The sequence below is a fragment of the Alkalihalobacillus sp. TS-13 genome (assembly GCF_019720915.1).
Classification (GTDB): domain Bacteria; phylum Bacillota; class Bacilli; order Bacillales; family Fictibacillaceae; genus Pseudalkalibacillus.
Genome location: NZ_JAHKSI010000001.1, coordinates 1,832,081 through 1,858,977 on the forward strand (window position 1 = coordinate 1,832,081; position 26,897 = coordinate 1,858,977).

The 26,897-nt window shown below is 39.9% G+C and carries 17 protein-coding genes and 1 pseudogene; 9 read left to right on the forward strand and 9 right to left on the reverse strand.

Going from position 1 to position 26,897, the window contains the following annotated elements; genetic code table 11:
* Nucleotide 1: 1 nt before the first annotated feature.
* Nucleotides 2-1,339: an ABC transporter substrate-binding protein gene (locus KOL94_RS09180; RefSeq protein WP_483298070.1), complete on the reverse strand. Its 1,338-nt coding sequence runs from the start codon at nucleotides 1,337-1,339 to the stop codon at nucleotides 2-4.
* Between the two features lie 160 nt (nucleotides 1,340-1,499).
* Between KOL94_RS09180 and KOL94_RS09185 the strand changes: the two genes are divergently transcribed.
* Together KOL94_RS09185 and KOL94_RS09190 are read left to right on the forward strand one after the other, a co-directional pair.
* Nucleotides 1,500-3,326: a sensor histidine kinase gene (locus KOL94_RS09185; RefSeq protein WP_221565875.1), complete on the forward strand. Its 1,827-nt coding sequence runs from the start codon at nucleotides 1,500-1,502 to the stop codon at nucleotides 3,324-3,326.
* A gap of 1 nt (nucleotide 3,327) precedes the next feature.
* Entirely contained in the window at nucleotides 3,328-4,383 is a 1,056-nt protein-coding gene (locus KOL94_RS09190; protein ID WP_221565878.1) for a response regulator transcription factor, read from the forward strand.
* Nucleotides 4,384-4,628: 245 nt separating this feature from the next.
* Here the strand turns inward: KOL94_RS09190 and KOL94_RS09195 are convergent, their stop codons facing one another.
* Genes KOL94_RS09195 through KOL94_RS09205 form a run of 3 tightly spaced genes read right to left on the reverse strand, consistent with a single transcriptional unit; the run spans nucleotide 4,629 to nucleotide 8,775 of the window.
* On the reverse strand, nucleotides 4,629-6,665 hold the full coding sequence (locus KOL94_RS09195; RefSeq protein WP_260412265.1) for an alginate lyase family protein: 2,037 nt from the start codon (nucleotides 6,663-6,665) through the stop codon (nucleotides 4,629-4,631).
* A gap of 10 nt (nucleotides 6,666-6,675) precedes the next feature.
* Nucleotides 6,676-7,758 carry a dihydrodipicolinate synthase family protein gene (locus KOL94_RS09200; RefSeq protein ID WP_221565884.1) on the reverse strand — a complete coding sequence of 361 codons (1,083 nt, stop codon included), beginning with the start codon at nucleotides 7,756-7,758 and terminating at the stop codon, nucleotides 6,676-6,678.
* Nucleotides 7,759-8,775: an NAD-dependent epimerase/dehydratase family protein gene (locus KOL94_RS09205; protein ID WP_221565887.1), complete on the reverse strand. Its 1,017-nt coding sequence runs from the start codon at nucleotides 8,773-8,775 to the stop codon at nucleotides 7,759-7,761. It lies immediately after the preceding gene.
* Between the two features lie 409 nt (nucleotides 8,776-9,184).
* On the opposite strand from KOL94_RS09205, the gene KOL94_RS09210 reads away from it, so the two are divergent.
* The 3 genes and pseudogenes from KOL94_RS09210 to KOL94_RS09220 all read left to right on the forward strand — a co-directional run.
* Nucleotides 9,185-9,724: a TetR/AcrR family transcriptional regulator gene (locus KOL94_RS09210; RefSeq protein WP_221565889.1), complete on the forward strand. Its 540-nt coding sequence runs from the start codon at nucleotides 9,185-9,187 to the stop codon at nucleotides 9,722-9,724.
* 75 nt (nucleotides 9,725-9,799) lie between these two features.
* Nucleotides 9,800-10,942, forward strand: a complete 1,143-nt coding sequence (locus KOL94_RS09215; RefSeq protein ID WP_221565893.1) for an MFS transporter — start codon at nucleotides 9,800-9,802, stop codon at nucleotides 10,940-10,942.
* Between the two features lie 115 nt (nucleotides 10,943-11,057).
* Nucleotides 11,058-11,327, forward strand: a pseudogene (locus KOL94_RS09220) (transposase); the annotation flags it as partial.
* A gap of 1,103 nt (nucleotides 11,328-12,430) precedes the next feature.
* On the opposite strand, the gene aguA reads toward KOL94_RS09220, so the two are convergent.
* Nucleotides 12,431-13,528 carry an agmatine deiminase gene (gene aguA / locus KOL94_RS09225; RefSeq protein ID WP_221565896.1) on the reverse strand — a complete coding sequence of 366 codons (1,098 nt, stop codon included), beginning with the start codon at nucleotides 13,526-13,528 and terminating at the stop codon, nucleotides 12,431-12,433.
* A gap of 315 nt (nucleotides 13,529-13,843) precedes the next feature.
* Nucleotides 13,844-15,232, reverse strand: a complete 1,389-nt coding sequence (locus KOL94_RS09230; protein WP_221565899.1) for a sigma-54 interaction domain-containing protein — start codon at nucleotides 15,230-15,232, stop codon at nucleotides 13,844-13,846.
* A 191-nt stretch (nucleotides 15,233-15,423) separates the two neighbouring features.
* On the opposite strand from KOL94_RS09230, the gene KOL94_RS09235 reads away from it, so the two are divergent.
* From KOL94_RS09235 to KOL94_RS09250, 4 genes are all read left to right on the forward strand, one after another.
* Nucleotides 15,424-16,659: a M20 family metallo-hydrolase gene (locus KOL94_RS09235; protein WP_221565902.1), complete on the forward strand. Its 1,236-nt coding sequence runs from the start codon at nucleotides 15,424-15,426 to the stop codon at nucleotides 16,657-16,659.
* A gap of 54 nt (nucleotides 16,660-16,713) precedes the next feature.
* Nucleotides 16,714-18,108 carry an aminotransferase family protein gene (locus KOL94_RS09240; RefSeq protein ID WP_221565904.1) on the forward strand — a complete coding sequence of 465 codons (1,395 nt, stop codon included), beginning with the start codon at nucleotides 16,714-16,716 and terminating at the stop codon, nucleotides 18,106-18,108.
* Nucleotides 18,109-18,509: 401 nt separating this feature from the next.
* The gene (locus KOL94_RS09245; RefSeq protein WP_221565907.1) at nucleotides 18,510-19,850 is read left to right on the forward strand and encodes an APC family permease; all 1,341 of its coding nucleotides are present in this window, start codon (nucleotides 18,510-18,512) and stop codon (nucleotides 19,848-19,850) included.
* Nucleotides 19,851-20,093: 243 nt separating this feature from the next.
* The gene (locus KOL94_RS09250) at nucleotides 20,094-21,713 is read left to right on the forward strand and encodes an amidohydrolase (RefSeq protein ID WP_260412266.1); all 1,620 of its coding nucleotides are present in this window, start codon (nucleotides 20,094-20,096) and stop codon (nucleotides 21,711-21,713) included.
* Between the two features lie 228 nt (nucleotides 21,714-21,941).
* On the opposite strand, the gene KOL94_RS09255 is transcribed toward KOL94_RS09250, so the two are convergent.
* From KOL94_RS09255 to KOL94_RS09265, 3 genes are all read right to left on the reverse strand, one after another.
* Nucleotides 21,942-23,573: an amidohydrolase gene (locus KOL94_RS09255; protein ID WP_311775121.1), complete on the reverse strand. Its 1,632-nt coding sequence runs from the start codon at nucleotides 23,571-23,573 to the stop codon at nucleotides 21,942-21,944.
* Between the two features lie 56 nt (nucleotides 23,574-23,629).
* Nucleotides 23,630-24,973 (reverse strand): APC family permease, encoded by a 1,344-nt coding sequence (locus KOL94_RS09260; protein ID WP_260412267.1) that lies wholly within the window; start codon nucleotides 24,971-24,973, stop codon nucleotides 23,630-23,632.
* Nucleotides 24,974-25,304: 331 nt separating this feature from the next.
* On the reverse strand, nucleotides 25,305-26,897 hold the full coding sequence (locus tag KOL94_RS09265) for a hydantoinase/oxoprolinase N-terminal domain-containing protein (protein WP_221565912.1): 1,593 nt from the start codon (nucleotides 26,895-26,897) through the stop codon (nucleotides 25,305-25,307).

Sequence of the window (26,897 nt, forward strand, 5' to 3'; positions counted from 1 at the left end):
ATTATTTTTTATAGAATTCATCTTGGACTTTCTGAACTTCCTTATCCGCAGTTTCCAGTGCTTCATCAACCGAGGCTTCATTTAAAAATGCCCTGTTGAGGTTATCTCCCATCTGTTTTACCCACTCCGACCAAACAGCGTTGACATCCAGCGTACCAGCAAATTCGAAACTGTCCAAGAATGCTTGTTTGTTTTGAGGCTTGTCACCTGAATTAAGGAACAAGTCAGAGTTTGCTACGGATTTCTTAACCGGTACGGCTTCCCCTAATTCTGCCCATTGCTTTTGTACATTATCTTCAGAAACCCAGTATTTGATCCACTCCCAAGCTGCTTTTGCTTTTTTATCAGAAGTATTGTTACTGATTACCCAAGAGTTTGCGATTACTGGAGAGAAGCGTTTTCCATCAGGACCTTTCGGCAAGACCGTTACGTCATAATTGACGCCAGTTTCATTCGCTGCCAACGCCCGTGCATAGATCCCGATCCGCATTGCTGCAGTTTGACTCGGGAAAGGAGACATTGGACTTTGGAAAGCTTGAAGGTCCGCTGGATCGGTGAAGATTCCACGTTCCATTCCATCAACGATGTAGTTGACAGCTTCTTTATTTTCTGGTGAATCGATTATGGATTTTCTCAAATCTTCTCCTAACACGCCTCCACCATAGGATTTCAATACAGGCATCCAACCTTCGGTGATGTTAAAGAATGTAAGCCCATATTGTTTTACAGTGTTAGCATCGAACCCAGATTCCCCGGCTTTTTTGCCACTCGTGTCAATCGTTAATTTAGCGCCGGCTTCTTTCAGATCTTCCCATGTCCAAGTATCATCAGGATAATCCACTCCTGCAGCATCAAACATGTCTTTGTTATAGAAAAGTGCTCCAATCTGGATTCCTTGAGGTACACCCCAATACTTTCCGTCAGGACCTTTGTTGAAATCCAAACCGTAATAATCATCTTTGTTCAAATCTTTCTCAATCCATTTTGTCAGATCCCTCGCAGCTCCACGTTCTGCATATTTCAGTACGAATACTCCGTCGGAGAGCCAGACATCCGGTTCATTTCCACCTGCAATCTGTGTATCAAGCTTTTGGAAAAATTGTTGATACGGTGCATTCTGAGTCTTGACCTTTATATCCGGATGTTCTTTCTCAAATTGAGCGATGAGATCCTTCATCTTTTCATCTGCACTACCAGATGAATAAAAGCCTAAAGTAATTTCAGTTGCGGATGAATCCCCATCTTCCTCTGAGTCCGTTTCTGCCGAACATGCTGAAAGGAGCAATGCAAGAATTAAAACCATTACAGGAAACGTTTTGAATACCTTTTTGAATGACAATGTTTTCTCCCCCTTTTCATTAATAACGCTTACATGTTTCATATTAAAAGTTAAATTCAGATCAGAAAATGGAAATTCATTTGAAAGGTTGTGTTTTTTTCAATAAAATGAAAATAAAGAAAATTATAACTATTAATACCCTTCATAAGGAGATACGGCTATGCCCTTTAAATTAGGTTCGATCAACTCTAAATTATTTTTCATCATCCTTGTTTTCGTATGTATCCCTTTACTTGTTCTAGGGCTCTTCTGGTATGAAAAGACAACTGCAGCGATTGAAGATAATGCCGTCAAATATAGCCAGCATCTCTTGAAACAAACCAATGAGTATTTGGACTTCTACCTGATTGAATTGGAACAGGCTACCGTGCCGTTTCTTTCCCAGCCCCAAGTTCAATCCTATCTTAAGCTAGACCCCGACAACTCGACACGATATGAACGTTTCATCACGTCACAAAAAATCCAGGATGAATCTTTCGCAAGTATCCTTGAAGGCCGTTCTGATATCTTTGGTATCTCGCTCATCAATGACCATGGAATGCAAGTCAATAATTACGTTAAAGTAAATAATTATCTCGATATGAACGAAATCAAAAAACGAAATATCCATTTATGGAATATCCAAAAAGAATTAGATCCCTATCAGATCATGGACATTGAATTTGTTCAAGGTACACCCGTACTTACTGTTGTCCGTAAGGTATTCGATAAACACACCTATGATACTTCGGGACTATTAATCATAAACCTGCGACTGAATAAATTGAAGAGCATCATTAATGAAGTGACATTAAGCCATTTCAAGAATGTATGGATTGTAAATGAGAACGACAAAATCGTATACCATCCTGACCATAGTGAGCTTAGCAAGACATTTTCGTATGAACAAACCGAAAATCATGATAAGGATTATTTCTTCATTAACAGAGACGATAGCTTGAAAACTCTGAAGGTATACGATCATTCAAGTACTTCGAATTGGACGATGGCCGCCAGTGTTCCTTTAGGCAAACTGATGACAAATCTGATCACGGTCAGAAATTCAACCATTTGGATCGGCCTGCTTCTGATTGGTGTCGCATTAGTGTTTGTAGGTGGATTTTCCTTTTTCCTGACCTATTCACTTTCAAATTTACAAAAGATGATGAAACAAGTGGAATCAGGAAATTTGAATATTGAAAGAAAGAAACCAAATACCCTATCAAGAAACGATGAGGTCAATGATTTATATGATAGTTTCTATACAATGACCCATAAACTGAATCATTTGATTAAAGAGGTCCAGCACTCCAAACTTGTTGAGAAGGAGCTGGAATTGAAGAATCGGGAATCGGAGTTACATGCTATGCAATCCCAAATAAATCCGCACTTTCTGTACAACACGCTTGAGATCATCAATTCCCATGCCATCATTGAAAATCAGATGATGATCAGTCGAATGACGACATCTCTCGCGGATATGTTCCGATACAATGTCAGTAACACGAAGACGATCGTCACATTAAAGGAGGAAATTCAACAGATCCGTTCTTATCTCCAAATTCAAAAAGAGAGGTTTGAAGAACTCCAGGTTTATTTTGATATCGACGATACCATAGCCAAAGAAGTATGGACTGCGAGACTGACCATCCAGCCTATTATAGAAAATGCTTTTGTACACGGGTATGAAGATCATGAGTTGACCCCTACTTTTATCGGAGTATATGGAAAAGTAGAGGAACATCATTATACGCTCTCGATTGTAGATCGCGGTCATGGAATGAACAAAGGTACAAAAGATGGTTTCAACCACGCTTTTCTAAACAATGAAGATCCTCCAGTCAACCGTAAGACCACAAAGCGAATCGGGTTGATCAACGTACATAAACGGATCTATGGAAGCTTCGGTCATCCTTATGGTTTATATATCAAGCAATCCGATGAGAATGGGACGATTGTAGAAATCAAATTGCCATACGATCAAGAAGAGAAAAAAAAGGAGGCATAACATGTACACGGCAATCGTAGTAGATGACGAAAAGATGATTAAACGTAGCATCGTTGCTCTTATACAATCGAATGATACAGGCTTTGAAATCGTCGGTGAAGCAAAGGATGGCATAGATGCAATCGAATTAAACGAGAGATACTCACCTGACTTGATCATCACAGATATAAGAATGCCGAAATTGAATGGACTGAAGTTTATTGAAAGAGTCAAGGAAACCAATACGCGATCAAAATTTATCATCATATCGGGTTATGATGAATTTGAATACGCACAAACAGCAATTCGCTATGGTGTGATCGACTTCTTATTGAAACCATTGAAACCAGATCAATTTCTTTCCTCTCTAAAAAAAGTTCATGAACATTTAGATACTGACCGAAAACCCCTTAAGGATCGTAATGAGTGGCTTTGGGAAATCAAGTCATTCGTTGAAAATCTCGTTCAGGTTATTTGGCTTCTTGAAGAAGAACAAGTGAGGGACATGCTAGAGGTGATGTATCAGAAAATAATAGAGCAAGAGCAAGATAATGAGTATATCAAAGGACTGTATATTGATATGGTTGTTTTCATCAAAGGAGAAGTGAATAAGCAAATGGGTTCAAAGGTATATGTAGAATTGGTTAATGAATCGCTGTTACCGGATGATCCAATCGAAATGAATGGATATGTGTATACCATTTGCAATACCATCATGCATCAATTAAAAATGACCCGTAATATAGGCCAAAGAAATAACATCATTTCTGCAGTGAAGTATATCGATTCCAACTATCGGGAGGAGAACCTGAACTTGCAACTCGTCGCTAACTCAGTGAACATGTCTCCTTCTTACTTCAGCATGGAGTTCAAAGCAGAAATGGGAATCAGTTTCATACAATACATTACGAAAAAGAGGATTGAACTAGCAAAAGAACTTCTAAACAACCCATCCTATAAAACGTATGAAATTGCTCATACCATCGGATACAATGACTACCCTCACTTCACTAAGACATTTAAAAAGCACGTTGGGATTACACCTTCCCAGTTCCGAAAACGGATCGGCGTCCATTAAGAAAAGCGTAAGCGCCATGGGGCAATCTCGAAGGGCAACTGGAAGTCCGATGAGGAGGCTCGAACCAAACAGAGTTTGGACCTGCGTGGGGAACCACAGGTATTTATGTCAGTGTGTCGCCGCCGCAGGAGGTCTGAAGTGATCCCAGAGACTAGGGGCTTAGCTAGACATTACATCTGTGTGATCAAATTTTTATTCTTTCTTTACCTATAAGAAGATGGGGTTGCTCCAGAAGAGGAGCAACCCTATACTTTAACAATCCAATCTTTCTCTTCATCCCCTTTTCTTTGGATGAACAGTACATCACCTGTCATATGTTTGTTGGAAAATTGATAGCTGCATGGACCTTGATGTGAAAAAAGAATGACTTCTGACATGCCTTCTCTGGTCACTTCAATTGCTGTAACCTCATCTTCTGACAGCTTTTTATTACGGGTATCAAACACATCTACTTTCGATATGGATAAATTGGTGCTTTTTGATTGTTTATGCGGGATCAATGCTGTTATGAATTTTGTATGACCTGAACCTCTTTTTTGAGTAATGACTTTCGTCGAGGTTTGCTTTTGATTATAGTCTCTTGATATCCAACATTTTTCCTTGGTCAAAGATACAGGTTCGAGTGATTTTAGTTCCAATTGAATGTTATCGGGACTTTTTGCCAGAATCGATCCTGACGAGGAATCAAGATCAATCGAACATTCCTCTGAAAAATGGAAATGCTGTTTAAAGTCATGCTCTTGATTGGATTGAAAACGATCAACGATGATCCAATAATATGGTTTTATATAGAGAATCTGTCGTAAAACTTGGACAGGATCTTCTAACTTCATATATCCAGAATGACCAGCCTGTACGTAATCGAACTCTGGTTGACTATTCCAAAATGTATCTGTAGGCTGTGCGACATTTTCCCAAGTCCATGAATCCACATAAGAAGAGATGCTTTTATCATCTACACTGGTGGTGTTATGCTGGAATGACTCTTTGAAATATTTTCGATCATCAGTTTCCATGTATGTGTATCTACCTGTATCCACAAGAAAATCTTTTCCGTTGAAGCTTAAATCGACATGTAGGAAATCATCATGACCATGCGCACGGATAATATCCATATGACCACCGTCAAAAATCAAATACTGCCCATCCTCGGCCCAATCACTGCGCATAACGGAATAACCAGATTGATTTAAAAGGATGGAGGAAAACGACGGTACAATGCTTTCGAGAGCTTGATACTTTTCAAATCCTTTTTGTCCGAAATACCATAGTCCTTCGTAATCCAGCAAAGGATATCCCTGGTGTTTCAAATCTCCTCTTCCGAATAAAACCGCACCGCGTGTTAATACATCCCGAATATCGGTGTGATCACTATCACTCAGCATCGGTTGATGACCACCAGGTTTTACGATCGACAAGGATGCCGTGTACAGTTGATTCAAGCTATCCTTAAACTGAATGGGATAATCGACTTGATTAAGGTCCGCTAACCAAACTGATTCAAAAAGACAATGGAGCACCTCATGATGGTACATCGGACTTTGCTCATTGTGCATACCATCCTCAAAAATTTGAAGTTTACACATCTCTTCTAATCGTTCGATCGCGAATTGTAGCCAAGTAGAGGATTGTTCAAGATGAGGAAACAAGGAGGCAATTTGAAACAATCCGTTCGTCTCAAGAAATCCCCAATTACTTTGGCGATCATGAGGTGTGTAAGCAATACTCAAATACAGCCCATGAAGTTTCACCGCTTCAAGGAATATAAATTCTTCATCCTCTCCCCACAAACTTGAGTTTCTCACACAATGATAACCTTTTACCCAGTTCGTAATACGAATGCCACTATCGAGTTTCCTCCATGTATCCTTTACATTGTAGTGCCGATCTTTGCTTTCATGGATTTCTTGTTCTGTCAAAGGATTCTGCCGGACCCAATCCTTCAGGAGCCGGATATATGCTTTTGCATATTTTTCATTATCAGTCAGCCAATAAGCTTGCCCCAGTTCTGCCATAAACCTGGATCGATTCAAGTTCACGGTCCATTCAAAATCTCCACTATATTGATAGGTCCAATCCATTCCATCTTGGAATGTAAATGGATCTTCACATCGTTCCATATCCCAACGATGGGTGAAAACAAAGGTATTATTACAAGCCATATCAGCTCGTGCAATCACTTCTTCCACTTCTTGAGCCCAATACTTTCGACTGGTATCAACGATAAATTCCTTATCCTCTAAGGAGTAAAAGAATCGTTTATCCTTTTGAGTTGTAGTCATCATACTCCTCCTAGTGATGTTTCGCACTTTCTTCAGAACACCATTTCGTGACGTTCTCTGCTACAAAAGAATCATCTTGAAGATGAGGATGCTGTCGGTAGATTCGGTCGATTTCGGTAGCTTGACCCGGACTCAATCTTTCCTTTGGGTTGAGGCAGAGATTCGTCTGGAGAAGCCCTTGTCTTCTTAATACCTCGTTAATTCCAGCAATACTGCCCTTGAATCCATTGACAGGGTCAAATAATGCTGAATTGGCATCCGTCAATTCAGCTCCAAGAGTCAACAAATCCACAGGTATGACACCCTGGCTTCTTGCTTTTTTCACTTGGCTCAAGAGTTCAACTGCTTTCGACGTCCAAACGGCCCATTGACCAAGAAGTCCTCCGACAATCTGCTTTGTCACGATCCTTCTGTTGATTTCAAAACGATATTCTGTCAAAAGGTCTCCCACGATGTTATCGTCATTACCCGTGTAAAGTGCAATCTCTTTACCTCTTGATGATTCACAAACCGCTCTGACGACATCTGATGTATGATAACGATCGAACGGAGCTAGTTTGATTGCATAAAGGTTGGGAATCTCAGCGAATTTACGCCAAAAGTCATAGCTGAACACTCTCCCTCCGACGGCTGGCTGTAAATAAAACCCGAAAACCGGTATAACTTCAGAAATCGTTCTGACTCTTTCCAAATGTGTTTTTTCATCGAGATCTGATAAACCGCCCATACTGACAAGGGCTAAATCATATCCTAGGTTTTTCGCAGTTTCAGCTTCCTTAAGTCCTTGAGACGTCGGCCCTGCAACACCTGCCACTTTAATGAACGGTTGACCCTGCATCACTTTTTCAACTTCTTCAACAGCTAATCGTAATACAGGTTCATATAGATCGATCCCTTTATCTCGTATTTCAAATTGGGTTGTATGGACACCGACTGCAATCCCTCCAGCACCACTTGCCGTGTAATATTGCGTCAGCATACGTTGTCTCTTTTCATCGAGCTTCCGGCCATCGTTCAACGCCAAAGGATGGGCAGGAATGACAGTGCCTTCATGCAGAAGCTTTTTCACTTTTGGATTCAGTGTCACACTCATCTAGAAGTTCCCCTTTCGTTCCTGGAAGTGGGTCGGTTTATTCAAGACTTCGCCACCTTTTTCCACCCAATGAACTGTCCAATCAATCATTTCTCTAATTGTGACCTTAGGATATCCGAATAACTCATAAGCTTTTGAAGCATTACTCAATAGTGCCGTTTCCTGTTCAATACCCGTAAATAATGGAGCAACTCCAAACCTTTCCCCAAACCTTTCAGCTACCCAACGGATCGAGAGCGTTTCCGGTCCCGTAATATTCAAAACAGTCGACGGGGAATCACAATGTAAGAGGGATCGAAGGGCCATTTCGTTCGCATCTCCCTGCCAAATCACGTTGGCATGACCCATATCCAAGTCAACTGGTGTTCCAGCTTTGACAGACTTAGCAATCTCCAAGAGAACACCATACCGCAAATCAATGGCATAATTTAAACGGAAGTGTAATAGAGGAGTCCCATACTTATAGGAAAAATGCGAAAAAATGCGTTCTCTTCCTAAAGATGATTGAGCGTACTCTCCCACTGGTCCTGTAGGATGCTCTTCAGAAGCTCCACCAAGTGTTACAGGTGTAAGAGGATAAACGTTACCAGTAGAAAAAGACACTATTTTTGAATCTTTAAATCTTTCTGCTACTCGCCCTGGAAGATAGGAATTCATCGCCCATGTGAGATGCTCCATTCCTGCGGTCCCGAACTTGTTTCCTACCATGTAGATGATATTTTTTACATCTGGCAGTCCTTTCAAATGAGCTTCATTCAACAGATCAGCTGCTATGGTTACCACGCCTGCCTCCTCCAGCTCTTCTTGAAGGGTTCCTTTTGAGAATCTCGAAACACCAATTACGCGTTTGTTTAAATCTCCCTTACGGACAGCATTTACAGCAAGCTTTGCTAGGGTCGGCCCCATCTTCCCACCAACACCTAATATCATCAAATCTCCAGCGACTTTTGAGAGATCATCAATCAGTCGTTGTGATGGGGCACACATTTTCAATTCCAATTCTTCGATTGTTTCCATAAGATCAACTCCCCTTTTATTGAAACTCTATCCTAAACTACATCAAATTTTAGAGAAGCAGGAGATTGGAAACAATGACTTAAATACGTCCTTTTTTATCGTAAAAAGAAAAGGAATTAAGCGAATAGTGCTGAAGCCTATATAAACAGGCTTTGACCTACGAGTATTAAAGAAAAAAGGTGGTCGTTTTTAAGAGTTCCCCAAAAAGATTCCATTGGCCCAATATCAACACATCTACCCACCCGTGACACACTTTGTTTCATCTCTTCTTTATCTATTTTCCGTTTGAATCCTTTATTTGAACGAAAACAAAGACGGTTTAGGTGCGAAGTTTGAGTTATTTAATTGTATTCCATACTATTTTATGTTATAAATATAATGACCGTTCTATATAAAGGTGATGTCATATATGAGTAAAAAGAAAGAAGATTTACTTAAACACGCAGAGGATTTATTTTATAAACATGGTTTTCACTCCATTGGACTAAAACGGGTCGTTAAAGAAGCCAATGTCGCTCTAATGACATTATATAACCACTTTGATTCGAAAGAAGATCTGATACTTGAAGTTCTTAAAAGACGAGAAAAAAAATATTTCTCATACTTGGAACCATCTGTTACCAGGCCTAAAAACAACTCAATAGCATTGTCATTAGCAGAGAATCATATCCATTGGATCCGATTGTATGAAACTAATGGTTGCATGTTTCTAAGGGCAAAAGAAGAGTTTTCATCGGATTCAAACCAGGAAATTGTCAGATATGTAAACGAGCATAAAAAATCATTGATCCGTTTTTTCGAAAAGCTCAATTTTAATTATTGTGAATCTACTCGACTAGCATTACTATTTGAAGGCGCTACTGCGTTGTCAGAAATATTAAATGTAGATGATGTGGCTCGTGAACTTATACATTCAATAAAACACTTGTTTGAAAATAAGTTGAATTAGCAAGTCAATATTGGCTTGCTAATTTCCATCACAAAAGTATAATGAACGTTCTATATAAAAAGGAGTGGCAAATTAATGAGAAAAATTGTTCTTCCTGGTATCGCTATGATTGGTGTAACTTATTCATTTGCACGATTCAGTTTCGGATTGTTCCTACCGAACATTTCAGCCTCCTTGAGTCTTACCGAAAGTAATGCTGGTATAGTTGGTTCAACAGCTTATATCTCGTATACCTTAGCTTTATTTACATCTGCATTTTTGATTCAAAAGTTTGGCCAACTAAGAATGATTCAACTTTCTGGGATAAGTGCATTTATTGGATTACTTGGAATAGCAATTTCTCAGGAATTTTCTTTGCTCGCTTTAAGTTCATTTATTGCAGGGATAGGCAGCGGTTGGGCGTCACCTGCTTATAGTCAAGTGGCATCAACAGCTTTACAGACAAAGGATAAAGATCAGGGCAATACATGGATCAACAGTGGAACAAGTTTCGGAATTATGCTTTCAGGTCCTGTGGCGCTGCTGTTCACAGAATATTGGAGATTTGCCTATGTTCTTTTTGCGATAATTGCATTGGTCGTTCTCGTATGGAATAACCTGAGTATACCTTCTCAAGATATGAGATCTAACATAACCAGGACTAAACTACAGTGGTTACCAGCCATCAAAAAAGCTAGGTTTTTATTAGTAGCATCTCTCATTATAGGTGGAATCTCCTCCATATTCTGGACATTTTCAAGAAGTTATTTAACTGTTGTCTATGACATGAATATGAATGAAAGTGTGCTATTCTGGATTTTGATGGGTATATCTGGAGTAGTTGGGGGTATTGCAGGAGGGCTAATTAATCGAGCTGGTCTAGCTTTATCTTATCGTTTAATCCTTATAATGATGCTCCTATCTCTATTTTTTATTACGATCCCAACAACGATTACCGTTTACTTTTCTTCAGTATTTTTTGGAATTTCTTATATATTTTTGACAGGTTTATTTATTGTCTGGTCTACCCGTATTTTCAAATCAAACCCTTCCATCGGAGTAAGTTTATCTTTTTTATCATTGGGAGTTGGTCAATCGTTTGGGTCAGCAATAGCAGGTGGTATGATTGATATGACATCTTATACTCTAAGTTTTATGTTGTTTTCTTTTATCGGCATTTTTGGATTATTTGTTCCCATTAATAATCGTTTTAATCGAGTAAAAGTCGAGAGTAATTGAAATATGGAGTATGGAGATGAAGTTGAGCTTTATGAATACTGGGAGGGAAATTGTTGGATCTAACTCAATGATTAATTTAATTAAAAAGAGGGTATCCAATTTCAGATATAGCCTTGATATAGTTAGGCAGACCGTCACGAAAAAATTGGTTGCCTACGCTGGAATCGACCCTAGGGTTCATGAATCTGGTAAGTTCAAAGCCACCAGCAACCGGATTACAAAAAGAGGATCGTCTCGTCTTCGGCAATCTCTTTATACAGCTGTGCAATGTGGCATAACAAAGGATTGAAATCCACATCTTAGAGCTCACTAGGATAAAAAGCGTGAAGAAGGAAAACGACATAAAGTAGCGATAATTGCTTGTGTTAACAAATTAATTCATTAGATTTACGCGATATTAAAATGATATTAAAACGTAAAGTGGCTTTCAAAGTCTAGTAGCATCATAACCCCCGACTCATACCACCGTACGTACGGATCTGTATATGTTAGAGCCCAAAGTTAGACGGACAGTGAGTTTATATTTTACTGTCCGTTATGCCTTTCTGTCTCCTCGTTTCTCTCCTCTCTCAGACTCCTGTTGTTTCACCAGACTTCACCGGTTATCCTTGCAGGGAGCTCCTCTCGGACATCAGTTTCATTGATGGATGAGTACGTCGATTTTATTCCTGGGTTTTAGCCCTTCCTAAAATAATTGGTTATATAGCTTCTGCTACTTCTGACAGTTCAACACTCGTTCAAACGAATGCTTACAGTTCCTTAAAAATGAAATCAATCAACTTTCTAGAAAAATCAAACTGACGTTCTTGGAGCATCACTTTACAGATCGTTTTATAAAAATTCTTTTGGTCCACATCGAAATAAATCGTTTTTCAACTAAAAAATAAGGCAATTGGCCACTGAAAATCATCCCGTCAAAAAATAGGTGGTTTTCAAAATAAAAATGAAAAACTCCATAATTTTCGTTACGGAGTTTTACTATTACCTTTACTATGTTTGTTCATGATAAAAGGGGGCTAACCATTTCCCATTCATGGACATCTAAACCTCTGGCGCTTGGAGAACATATGGATCATTCTCTGCTATATCCATCGCTTCTTCCAGTGAGGGAGCTATAAATATAACCTGTCCCGTCTAAAAAACGCCCTTTTGCGTACACCCTTCCTTTTTCCTGTTGTTCATCAGGATATTCCTAATGTTGAGGACGGAAACGACTACCTCTTTCCTAATCTTTCATAGGTTGGAATGCGTTAGATATATCATAGCCCCCCTCATCTTTAACTGGTATGAATTTTAGAAAACGATCTTATTATCTTTTAATATGTTTATTTCATTTTGTCTTCCTTTATAAAAATAACACTACAGTGGTGTTGAATGGTAGATACCAGATGTATAAATGCTTCTTATCAACTTTGCTGGATCCTCATTCTCCTTCTTCAAATGAGCAACCCTTTTTCCTTATTTTTACTCTCTAGGCTCCATTGAGTGTTAAGGAAGAGGCTGCTGTTGAGTGATACAGTGTATATTTCCCCCGCCAACTGAAATTTCCCGTGTGTTGATAGGAATAATTTCTCGGTCTGAAAACATGTTCTTAAAAGCTTCAATTGCATATTCGTCCTGTGGGTCATTGAAGGTCGGTAAAATGACGCCCCCATTACATAGGTAACAGTTAATATAGGTTGAAATGAAGGTTACCTCAGGCGAACGTTCAAAACTGTAACAAGAGTAATCAATTTCTAGACTTTCTGTTTCACTCAAGGTAATTTGATTGGGTAAGTGAATTTTATTGATCTTCAACTTCCTCCCCTTGGCATCCGTAACTTTCTCCAATCGTTGGTAGGCATCCTGAAGCACAGCATATTGTGGATGACCAGGATCATCTGTCCAGCTCATTGCTACCTCACCTGGTCGAACGAAAAACACTACCTCGTCCACATGACCATCGGTTTCATCACCCACCAAGCCATCCTTTAACCAGATAACCTTTTGGATATTTAAATATTGGAGGAGTATATCTTCAACTTCTTCCTTTGTTATGTTATTATTTCGATTAGGATTCAATAGGCATTGCTCTGTAGTTATGAGTGTGCCTTCACCGTCTACCGTTATTGCCCCGCCTTCTGTAATAAAGTCAGTAGCATCATAGCGACTGATTCGTTCGATTTCCAGTACCTTTTGTTTGACCAGTAGATCGAGATCCCAAGGGAAATACAGCCCTTCTTTTATTCCTCCCCAAGCATTGAAACCCCAATCGATCCCTCGAACTTCACCTTTATCGTTTTTAACGAAGGTTGGACCAATGTCACGCATCCAAGCATCATTGGATGAAATTTCAACAATTCGTATATGATGCGGCAAAAGTGCACGGGCATTTTCGAATTGTTCCGCACGTACGCACATGGTTACAGGCTCAAATTTTGATATCGCCTTAGCAACCTCCACATAAACTCTTTGGGCTGGCTTAGCACCAGCTCTCCACGTATCGGTTCTCGTCGGCCAAAGCATCCATGTACCTTTGTGTTTTTCAAATTCTCCAGGCATTCTGAACCCGTCTTTTCTCGGTGTACTATTTATGGTTAAAACCATTTCTCATCCCCCCCAAACAAATAAAAACTCATATCGACAACATAGTGATAAGATTCCAGTATAATAGAGTTCTTTTATGAAAAATCCCTCCCTAATGTGTAGTTGCTAACTAGTAATGCAAATTTCATGCCATCTTTTATTTTTCTGAAATCAAAATTTGATTTTCTTAGGGGTTTTCAGGCTTTATCATCGTTCTGATTCTCATTTAAAAGAATAATAATACCAAATTTATTTTAAAAACATCAATTCTGTTTTATTGTTTGAACCGAAATCGATTCAGCAAAATTTTAAGTTCAGCATCCGCATCGTACTATATTAGGGATTGTATTTTTTCAACCTTCTCATGAATGACGATTGGGTTAATCCTAACGATTCAGCTGCTTTTCTTGTTGATGGATGGTTATTTTTCGCTTCAGTAATCATTTTTTTTTCGATTTGCTCTAAATATTCTGGAAGGCTTTGATCATTTAGACTAGAAAATGAAGCCTCTATCTGTTGTATTTCCTGCAATACTTTATCTGGAAGATCTGACTTTTCAATTACATTTGCTTTCGTCGTAACTATCAAACGTTCAACCATGTTTTCTAACTCACGGATATTACCAGGCCAGCTATAGTTTTGAAGGTAGTCAAGCAGTTCCTTACTCAACGTCGAATTCTTTCTATACTTGGTCATATATAAATCAAAGTAATGGTATATCAGAGGAAGGATATCATCTTTTCTTTCTCTCAAAGTAGGAATTTGGATAGAAACAACATTGAGTCTGTAGTACAAATCCTCCCGAAATCGTTTTTCCTTCACCATCTGTAGAAGGTCTTGATTAGTTGCGGTTATGATCCGGATATCCACCTTTTTTAGATCGGTAGCACCGATCGGGATAAATGACTTGTTTTGTACCAATTGGAGAAGTTTCGGTTGAAGGGAAATAGGTAATTCTCCGATTTCATCTAAGAAAAGTGTGCCTCCATTCGCTCTTTCAACCAATCCTATTTTCCCCCTGTTGTTCGCTCCCGTGAATGCCCCTCTCTTATAACCGAACAGCTCCGATTCGAGGAGCGTTTCTGGTATTGCACCACAGTTTATCTGAACAAAAGGCTTATCAGGTCTTTCACTGTTTTTATGGATTTCCTCTGCAATCATACTTTTTCCGACACCGGTCTCACCATTTAACAAAATGGTCGCATCTACTGTAGCAACTCTGCTTATAAGATCCATCATTTCTTCATGTTCCTTGCTCTTGCCGATTATGGCCTGCTTATGGCCTTTTTCCGTTTCCTTCATCTTCAACTGCTGGAGTTCATTCCAATACTTCTTAAGAAGTGATTCAGCCTTCTCAAGTTTAAATGAGGCTCTAACCGTTTCTGTAATGTCCTTTACCTGGACCAATACATATTCAGTGTCATCCTTTTGAACTTCAACTAAATGTCCAGTAGCCAGATACTGCCGTCCTTTTGATGTCTGGACCTTCGTAACCGTCTCCCGTTTTTCTAATACGATCTTTGTTACTGATGGAGTAAATAGTCCATTATTTTCTAATTCCGTAACGCTTTTACCGATTACTTTGGACCGAGGTGCCCCCAATTGTTTTGTACTTGTATCATTGATCCAAAGGGCAACCCCGTTATTATCAGCTATAAAAATTCCATCCTTCAAATGGTTGAAAATCGTATTAAAATGCTTGTCCTTAAAAAATCCTTTATTCATTAAGTCGAACCTCCCTAGAACAATTATACAAACGCGAATTTGAGTCGAAATCGAATCAGATCGATTCGAAATCGATTCGAATTTTCATTATATATTACCAATTTTCAGAATAAAAGACTGCTTTTTAGTAAATTTACAGTATTTATTTTTGGCATGGAACTTGCATTTATAAGATTACGAGGAGGAGACATATGAAATCATTACTACTAGGAGTAAATAAAAAGCGTCTACTTGAAACGATTAAAGTGAGCTCTTCTATTGGCTCTTCTGAAAAAGGAGGTCTAAATCGTCTAGCCCTAACGGAAGAAGACAAAATGATGAGAGATGTATTTGTTCAATGGCTGCATGAAGAAGGGCTGGATGTCAGGTTTGATGATTTTGGAAACATATATGGAAGGAGGAAAGGTAAGATAATCGATAGCCCTGCCGTTGCTGTTGGATCTCACTTAGATACTCAACCATGTGGCGGACGCTATGATGGTATTCTAGGCGTTCTTACAGCATTAGAAGTGATCCGGGTATTAAATGAAAATAATATAGAAACCGACTACCCGATCGAAATCATTAATTTTACGAATGAAGAAGGAGCTCGTTTTGCTCCACCGATGCTTGGTTCCGGGGGGGTTTCTGAGGAATTTACAAAAGACTTTATCTACAGCACGATGGACGATAATGAAATATCCTTCCAAGAGGCTTTAAGAGAAATCGGATATTTAGGAGATAGAAGACATCGATTAAAGAATGTCAGAAGTTTCATTGAACTCCATATCGAACAAGGACCTATTTTAGGAAATGAAAATAAATCAATTGGGATTGTCGAAGGCATCCAGGGTATGAGCTGGCTAAGCGTTAAGGTAACAGGCGAGACAAACCATGCCGGTCCTACACCGATGGAAAATCGGAAAGATGCCCTCGTTCCATCTGCGAAGATGATTTCAAAGGTGAACGAAATCACGAAAAAGATTGATGGCTTGAAAACAACGGTAGGTAAAGTGAATGTCAAGCCGAATGTGGCGAATGTGATTCCAGGTGAAGTGGATTTCATGATTGATATCCGACATAAGGACGATGAGGTCCGTTCATATGCCATTGAAAGACTGAAGGAACAGTTGAGTACCATTGCGTTGATGAATGACCTGGAGGTAACGATCACGACAGATTGGCACTCTGATGCTGTCAGATTTTCACCTGTAGTGACGGATGCTATCAAGGAAGCAGCTGACAAATGGGGCTATTCTTCAATAAAGCTTTTCAGTGGTCCTGGCCATGATGCAAAATATATGAACAAGATAGCTGGGAGCGGCATGATTTTTCTGCCAAGCATCCACGGCATCAGCCATAACGAAGATGAACTTACGTTAGATGATGACATCGAAAAAGGAGCCAACGTCCTTCTTTATGTAATCCGAAAACTAGCAAATAACTAAATGAGCAATTGACCTTTTTATTATTATTAAAATTTCTGATCAGGAGTGATGAATATGAGTCAAATGAAACTAGCCGATCATGCGAATGGCGAATCTTTGACAGCTGAATTATCTGTGTCAGACCGTAAACACTTTCTTCATCCATCTACGAATCCTAAAGCCCAGGTAGAATTCGGCCCGAAGATCATTTTTAAAGGCGGAAAAGGCATCCACCTGAAAGATCTCAAAGGCAATACGTATATTGACGGTGTTTCGATGCTATGGAATGTCAACCTTGGGCACGGGAACAAGGAATTGGCAGATGCTTCGTATCAACAAATGACAGAACTCGCCTATGCCTCAACTTTCTACGGATATGCCAATGAGCCGACCGTCCGTCTGGCTGAAAAGATTGCATCTTTGACCCCAGGAGATTTGAATACCGTTTTTTTCACGTCTGGCGGCTCAGAGTCCAATGATACGGCATTCAAGTTGTCAAGATTTTATTGGCAGCTGCAAGGTTACAAGAAAAAAAGGAAGATCATTTCTTTACGTAGAGGCTACCATGGTGTAACCGTAGCGGCACAAAGAGCGACAGGAATCGATGTTTACCGTGAGTTTTCTGGTTCGACGGACCCTGACATTGTCAATGCAAAGGCTCACGTTACCGACTGTGAGCTAGGTGATAAAAGCCATCCAGACTATGAGGGCAGTATTAGAAGTATCATAGAAAAAGAAGGAAAAGATAAGATTGCTGCCGTCATTGTGGAACCGATCCAAGGGGCTGGTGGGGTTCATATTCCTCCAGAAGGGTACCTGCACGCTATCCGAAACCTTTGTAATGAATTTGATATCCACTTGATTGCAGACGAAGTGATCTGCGGCTTTGGGCGCACTGGAAAAATGTTCGGTGTTGATCACTGGGGGATTGTCCCCGACTTCATGTCGGTCGCAAAAGGGATCACAAGCGGGTATGCTCAGCTTGGCGGTGTAGTCATGAGAGAACATATCAGGGATGCTATTAATGAGTATGATGCTATGCTGGCTCATGGATTCACCTATAGTGGTCATCCTACAGCTTGTGCGGTCGGATTGAAAAATATTGAAATCATAGAACGGGACGGTCTTGTGGAAAATGCAAGACTACTAGGAAACGTGTTAGAAAAAGGACTCCATGATTTAGAAGACAAATACCCCTTTTTTACAAAAGGTAGAGCCAAAGGCTTGCTAGCTGGATTCGATTTAATGAAGGATCCCGAGGAAAATGTTCCTTTTGATGACTCTGTAAAAGCAGCCGTGTCCATTGTAGAGGAATGTTACCAACGAGGGTTACTGATCAGACCGTTCGATTTTGAACCAGGAATGAATATCGTAGCCATTGCCCCTCCTCTTATCATCAATAAAGATGAAATAGAAAGGATCATTACGATTTTAGATGATTCCGTAGCCGCCTTTTCTAAAAGAATTTAGGGATGACTACCGGTATATACAAATATCACCACTTAGAGAAGGACTTTGGACGGAAAATCTGAAACATGTTCATCCGATATTACGAACCGGCTATAACCTCACGGATGCATCAACTTTTGAAGGATTAAGGAATCTGGCTACGTCCGAAAAATAAGATCTTACTCTTTAGATAATTAAATAGTTTGTAAATAAACCTAGATTAATAATTCATACCTGACAATCTTCTAAATATAAAGAGGATTGTTAGGTAAGATTTACTATTATTCCATTCAAATCTTATATCCCCTTTTCTCTTCAGATGGTAACACATGACCCCTAATTGTAAGCGGATACATCAGAATGGTAATAAAAGATGTCTAATCAATTTCCTCAAGTAAAAAAAGATTGGAAGGAATGGTTCTATGAATCAATCAAATCAATTGAAACGAAGGTTAAAGTTGTTTCATGTAGTAGCAATAGGAATTGCGTATATGTCACCCTTTGCTGTTTTTGATACTTTCGGAATCGCATCGGATGTATCTTCAGGACATGTGCCTGCAGCATATATTGTAGTTTTTCTCGCAATTCTTTTCACCGCTTTAAGTTATGGAAAATTGGTAAAAAGATATCCTGCTGCTGGCTCTGTCTACACATATACTAAAAACATTTTGAATCCATATGTCGGTATTCTGGTGGGATGGGTTACTTTTATAGCCTACTTAGCCCTTCCCATGATCAACGCCTTACTTGCTGAAATTTACCTTTCAGCAGCATTACCTGGCGTTCCTAGCTGGGTCTGGGTTGTCGGTCTGATTGTTATTATTAGCTTTTTGAATATCTTTGGTGTCAAACTCGCAGCTTCGGTGAATTTGTTGCTTGTCGCATTTCAATTTTTGGTTGGAACAGTCTTCATTTACCTTAATGTTCGTTCCATTACAAAAGGACCTGAGCATTTTAATTCGTTGAACGAGCTATTTCCTTCCAACATGGAGTTTTCAGGGCTGTTTGGGGCAGCAGCTTTATTAGCTTTATCCTTTATAGGGTTTGATGCAATAACAACCCTTTCTGAAGAAACCGTTGAACCTAAAAAAAATATTCCCTTAGCTATCTTACTAGTTGCATCAATAGGGGGGATCTTTTTCTTCACTGTCACCTACTTTATGCAGTCCCTATTCCCTGATGTATCTGTGCTTAATGATATTGAAGGTGCCTCACCTGAAATTGCTTATATCATAGGTGGAAACTTATTCCTCTCTATTTTCACCGCCGGAGCCTTATTTTCCGTATTTGCTTCAGGTTTGGCAGCACAAGTTAGTGCTTCTCGCTTGTTATATGCCATGGGAAGAGATGAAGTATTGCCTAAGCGTTTCTTTGGGTATTTACATCCTAAACATAATTCACCTGTTCCAAATATTCTCTTAATCGGTGTATTAGCATCATCCGCACTTTTGTTAGATTTACGCGGAGCAACATCTCTCATTAATGTTGGTGCATTCACTGCTTTTTCATTTGTTAATATATGTGTGATTGTAACCTACTTAAAGACTAAGGAGTCACGCTCTTTATTATATACCTTAGGTCATTTGATTGCCCCTCTTATTGGTCTGCTCTTTATTGTGTATCTATGGAGTAACCTTGATTTGTATTCCATTACGATTGGTTTAATATGGGGCATCATCGGTTTCCTGTATTTGACAATATCTACAAACTTTTTCAAAAAAGAACCACCTCAAATTGATTTTGATGAACTTGAGGTGTCGTAAAAATTGAAATCTATAAAGAGCTTTAAATTTAAAAGGAACTTAGTTAAGGGAGTGAATGTCATGAATAGTAGATTACTTTTTCCTAAGCTATCATTTTTGGTAGTAATCTTTTTGCCAGTTTTACTGCTATTAACTGCCTGCACCCAACAAACAATAGAAAAGGATACGGAGGTACCTAAAGAACCCACCCAGAAGTCTCAAGGAAAAGCCACCCTAGTTCTTAAAAATGGAAGTGTATATACCATGGAAGAAGATCAGCACACTGCTGAAGCTATAGCTATCAATGATGACCAAATCATCTTTGTTGGCAGCAATACTGGTGTGGAAAAGTATATAAACGATGACACTCAAGTGATTGATCTGAAAGGAAAGATGGTCTCCCCAGGCTTTATGGATGGACATACCCATCCACCGGGCCAATGGACTACTAAGCTTTTTCAAGTAGACCTTACGAATGTTAAAAGTCATGAAGAATACATCCAGGCTATTGCCGATTTTAGGAAGGACCATCCTGATACGAAAATAATCACTGGCCGTGGTTGGAAAAATGGATCGTATGAACAAGCAGATGGTACAAACCCAGGTCCTAAGAAAGAGGATATAGATGCGGTGGTTTCCGATATTCCAGTAATCCTCAACTCTATTGATGGCCACTCTGTATGGGTAAACTCCAAAGCACTTGCAATGGCCGGGATATCCAAGGAAACAAAGGCTCCGAAAGGCGGTATGATTGAACGTAACCCTGACGGTTCCCCTCGCGGTGTTCTCCGTGAAGGTGCAGCCGATTTACTAACAGATGTACAAGCTTTGTTTGATCTAACTGGGGAACAGTATAAAAAGGCTTTCTTGAAATATCAAGATGAAGCAAACAGTTTTGGTATAACCGGAATTCTGAACATGTCTGGCAGTACTGAAAACACGAGTTTACTGCATGAGTTGGAAAAGGAAGGGAAGTTGACGATGCGAGTTGCCAACGCCTTCAAATTTGACCCAGGCACCAATCCAGACGAAGCGGTTAAAACGGTGCTTGATGCTCGTGAAAAGTATAGTTCAGATTATCTTCAAATTAATACTGCTAAACTATTTGCTGATGGAGTAACTGAAGGCAAAACCGCCGTTTTCCTTGAGCCCTACACTGAGAATGCCGGAATGGGTGAGCACTACCATGGGGACGCAAATTGGAAAGTTGAGGATTTCAATAAAATGGTTACCTCTCTGGATGAGGACAGTGTTCAGTTGCATATTCATGCTATCGGTGATGGAGCTGTCCACGCAAGTCTTAATGCGTTTGAAAAAGCACGTAAAGCTAACGGAGAACGTGATTCCCGTCATACCATAACCCACATTTCCGCTATTAATGATAATGATATCACACGAATGGCTAAAATGAACGTCATTGCAAGTTTGCAACCATTCTGGTTTTACAAGGATCAGTACTATGAATTAGAAAAGGCAATGATTGGAGAGGACCGTGCGCTGGACATGTACCCTGCCCGCAAGATGTGGGATGAGGGAGTGACTATTGCTAGTAGCAGCGACTATCCTCCCACCCCTGACTACCGACCCCTTAACGGTATAGAGATTGGAGTTACTCGAAATAGTCCTTATCCGGATGAACAGGAAAAGAATATGATCCGTAATGATGATTACGCGCTAACTGTAAAGGAAATGATCCAGTCATTCACAAAGAACGTTGCTTATCAATTATTCCAGGAAGATGATTTAGGCTCCCTGAAGGTTGGTAAGAAGGCAGACATGGTAGTGCTTGATTTAGATATCATCAATTCCGACCCTAAAGACATCTCAGAAACAAAGGTGGTCTACACAATTGTTGGCGGGAAGATTGTTTACGAGGGAAAATAAAAAAATGAACTTTAACAAAACTGATAACAAAATGACGTTTCTCTGACTGAATTGTCAAGAACAGGTATTACTCTTCCAAAATGTCACGTTTAAAAATAAACCAGGCGGATTCTACGAATCCGTCTGGTGTTTGTCTTTATACCTTTTCTTTTTGAACGATAGCTTCATCTTTCAAGTTATTTATGACAATAATAAAATCTACAGCTTCCGCACTCGGTACTTTTTCCTTTAATTTGACAACAGGGTATATTTCTCTTCGAAGACAACATCTCCGTTCATAATTGTCATCAACACCTTCGTTTCCCTTATCTTTTCCGCAGGTATCGAAAATAAGTCTTTATCTAAAACAACGATATCAGCCAGCTTCCCAGGTTCTAATGTCCCAAGCTCATGATCTCTAAAGACACTATGGGCAGCACCTGAAGTATACGCTTTTAAAGCAGCAGCAACCGGAATCCGTTCTTGTTCATTCCAAATTCTTGCGCCACTATAATCTATCCTGTTTACTGCATAATAGATTTCCTTGATTGGATCCAATGGAGATATTGGAAAATCAGTTCCAAATGCTAGATTTCCAGCCGCTTCGTATAATGATTTACACGTATAAGCGTTATTGTCTTTTTCTTCACCAATCCTTGAAGTATGATTTTCACTTGGCATAAGAGCTAAATGAGAAGGCTGGATGGAGGGGATCACTCCCAAAGTTTCAAACCGTTTTATATCCTCTGGATGTATGACTTCAATATGTTCCAGGGCGTGCCTTGAATCCCTGTTCCCATTAATGTTCTGAGCTTCTTCAAACGCATCTAGACCTAACCGGACCGCCCCGTCACCAATTGCATGGAAACGAATCTGAAACCCTTCTTTATCGGCTTCAACAACCCATTTTTTAATTTGTTCCGGTGAAAAAGCTGTCTCCCCTTTGGTTTCTGGGCGGTCTTTATATGGGTCCAACATAAACGCTGTGTAGCCCGTAACGACTCCATCTATAAATTGCTTCAATCCTGTAAACTTCAATTTTGGGGACTTGTATCTCTTTCTAAGATTTTTCACACGTTCAAAATTCCCATCCAGTGCCGGGTATAGGTGAACACGTACAGTCAAATTCTCTTGATCCTCAAACTCCTTATAAAACTCATAATCTTCTATACCAGCTAGCGCCCTACTGGCGTATAAGTCATTGACAGATGTTACCCCACATTTTGCTGCGTGTTTTAGAAAACTTTCCATCAATTCATATTGCCGTTCTCTCGGAAACAACAATGCTTTATCCGATACTAATGATACAGCTGTTTCAAGCAGTACGCCTGTCAACTCTCCATTGTCATCCTTCTGAATATCTCCATAGGGCGGGTTTGAAGTTTCTCGGGTAATATTTGCAATTTCCAACGCCTTGCTGTTCACCCATGCATAGTGTCCTTCAGCATGAAATAAAATTACTGGAGAATCAGGAACATGCCGATCAAGGATCTTCCGATTTGGAGGGACACTCACGTCCTCCCAGCTTCCTTCATCCCATCCATTTCCAATGATCCATTCGCCATCATCTTTACTACGTGAAAATTCTTTTACCTTCTGTACAACTTCCTCAGAGGAAGTGGCAGTCGATAAATCGATCGAAAAATCAGTGAATAAACTTCCGAGCATCAAATGTAGATGTGCATCATGAAAACCAGGCATGATCAATTGATTTTTAAAGTCATAAACTTTGGTCGATGTCCCTATATATTGATTTCCATTACCTCCCTTTTCTACTGCTGAAATTTGATTATCTTTTATCGCAATGAACCCTGACATCGGCTCATCTTCTACCCCTGTGAATATCACATTACCCCGGAGTAAAATATCAGCTGTATTCATCATATCTCTCCTCATAAATAAATTTTTATTTTTTAAAAGCTGCTGTTTAAGGTAAGTCATGAAATGTTTTCTTCATATTGAATTTCTGGGAGTCTGTTCCGGAATCCTTTCGTCAAAAACAACAGATATACAACACCTAACACGAACCAAACGCTTCCTAGAATCAAAGAATACTTGTCAAGATTAATAAGGAGCCACAAGTCAAGTAATGCACCGATTAAAGGAACGACGACATATAATGCAATTCCTTTAAAGGACCTCTCTTTCTTCCTTCGGAAGAACAAAAAGATGACTGAAATATTTACAAAAATAAACGCTAGAAATGCTCCAAAGTTAATGAATGATGCCACCAAAGTGAGACTTAAAAATAGCGCTGACAAGGATAAACAAGATATTAAAAGGATGTTGTTGACGGGGGTCCTATATTTCTTATGCAGCTTCCCAAAAAATTTCTCAGGAAGCTGTCCATCCCTTCCCATTGCAAACAACACACGGGAAGCACTTGCTAATGATGCTGTTGCGGAACCAAAAACTACAAAAGCGGTTACTACTAAAAAGGTCGTGCTCAGGACATTTCCTCCAACTAGTCCAATGATTTCATATGCGGCTGAGTCAGGGTTACTAAAACTCATGTAATCCGGCCATAGATTGTGTGATAAATAGGAAACTACAATAAAAATAAAGCCACCGATCAACGTTACCAAAATAAGACTGCGGGGAATATTCTTTTTGGGGTTGACGGTCTCCTCGGCAAATGCCGTTACTGAATCAAATCCTAAAAATGAAAAACAAAGCAACGCAGCTCCGGCAACGATCAGAGAAAATGTTTCATCAGGATTAAAAAACGGTTCGATATTGAATAGGGTCCCTGTACCTGTCCCTTGTAGAATTGATTTAATAGATAGAATACAGAAGATCAGTAAAAACAATACCGAGAACACAATAACAATCATATTTGCTCCTGCTGCGAGTTTAACTCCCCTTATGTTTACAAGGGTGACCAGGATTAATAATCCAGTGATCCAAACCTGAGGCGGAACCCCTGGTATTGCTGCAGAGAAGAAAATACCAAATAACAAATAGTTGACCATCGGTATGAAAAGATAGTCCATTAAAATTGACCACCCGACCAAAAATCCGACAAAAGGATTGATCGCTTTCTGTGCGTAAGTATATGCTGATCCGGCAATGGGATATTCTTTCGCCATTTGTCCATAACTATATGCAGTAAAGAGCATTACGATCAGAGCAAGGATATACGACCCTGCTACCATGCCATGTGATAGCTGCGAAGCAATACCATATGTACTAAAGACAGTGGTTAAAGCCATAAAAGCCAAGCCGAATACAACAACAGAAGGTAATGATAGAGATCTTGAAAGGTGTGTGTCATATTTCAAATTTAATTCCCTCCTTAAATTTTAGTTATTATTTCATATTGCAATTTCTATGCCAATTAGGAATTTTTAGATTATTAACAATATTCCCCTCCATTTTCCTATTGCATGAAACAGCTCTCATCAACACCCCTAGAGACGCCATGCAATATCACATAATCTATGAACCTATGCATAATCTAATTGATGACACGACCCCTGCTTTTTGTGAAAGAGAGTCAGCTTGCCCTTCTTTGTTCAAAGGCTGCAGGTAGATCTTGTTAAACATATAAAAATGAAGCGACCTGATTCCAAGTATTTGGAAAATCAGATCGCTTCAAGGAAAAACTTTCGTTTATTTTACGGTCCCTGTATACTCTTCCTTACGTGTTTTCAATAATGTGCCGGCTGCTTTCACTCGAATTTTTGTTGCGTTACCAGGTACGTAAGACAATGGTACATCTTCAAGATCGACTATTGTTAGGTCAGAAGGATCGGCGCCGGCTTTGATTGCCTCCTCACGTGCCATATCCTTCGCCTGCTCAAGAGTTTTCTCCCTGCCAAGCTCGTCCATGGAAAAGATTCTTTCCACTTGCCCGCTTACTTGGGAAATCGCTGCCCCCATTGCGTTCGCAACTCCGAAATGGTTCGGTTTCAACACTTCTGATGCTCCTTTTAAATCGTTCGGGAACAGGATGCTTCCTCCGCCTACTAGAACGACTGGAACAGGCTCTGAACTTGTTTTAATTTTATCGATTGCTTCTTCCAGCATTTCAACCATTTTTGCGTACACTCTTTGTAATAAATCTTGATCCAAATGAGAGACTTTTTCTCGATCGCCTAGATCAGCTATGCCTAATGCAACGGCTACATCCGTTGTCGTAAGAGTCTCACCTCCGAAAATCAAGCTCTTCTCAGGCAATCGATGGCCAACACTCTCAGGTCCGACCTTTATTTCCCCATCGTCCAATACCTCGATGATCGTCCCGCCACCTAAACCGATTGAAACGATATCAGGCATGCGGAAATTGGTCCTCACTCCGCCGACTTCTACAGCGAGTGAGGATTGACGTGGGAACTTGCTTATCAGGACACCGATGTCGGTTGTCGTTCCACCGACGTCTACCACCAACGCATCCGACTGGTCCGTAAGATAGGAGGCACCTCTTAGACTGTTTGTAGGTCCGCACGCAATTGTTAGAATCGGATATTTCACCGTGTATTCAACAGACATTAAGGTTCCGTCATTTTGCCCGAAGAATACCTTTGCGTCAACCCCTTCCCTTTTTAACGCCTGCGTGAATCCATTCGCTGTCGTCCTTGCCACATCAACCACTGATGCATTCAAGATCGTCGCATTTTCACGTTCGATAAGTCCAACACTGCCGATTTCGCTCGATAACGAAAGAGGGATTTCATCACCAAGCACCTCCATCAAAATCTCTGCAACCCGTAACTCATGTTGATTGGATACGGGTGAAAAGACGGACGTGATCGCAACCGAGTCCACTTTTCCTTTAATCTCATAAGCAATTTTGTAGATTTCAGCTTGATCCAGTTCAACGATTTCACGACCATCGAACTCATGTCCACCTTTGACAATATACGTATGTTGGTCGAGGATCGCTCTTAAATCATCCGGCACTCCGACCATTGGTTTTATCGCTAATGTTGCAGGAGCTCCAATACGGATAACCGCAACTTTGTTCAATCTTTTCCGTTCCACAATCGCATTCGTGCAGTGTGTCGTACCGAGCATTGCGTAATGAATGTCCTCCACAGCGACACCTGACCCCCGGATCACTTTTTTCAATGCTTCATAGATCCCAGTACTTACCTCTTCTGTTGTCGGGTGTTTCACCTCGGTAACGACATGATAGTTTTCATCCAAAAGGACCGCATCTGTATGAGTTCCACCTACGTCTATTCCAATCCGATAACTGCACAT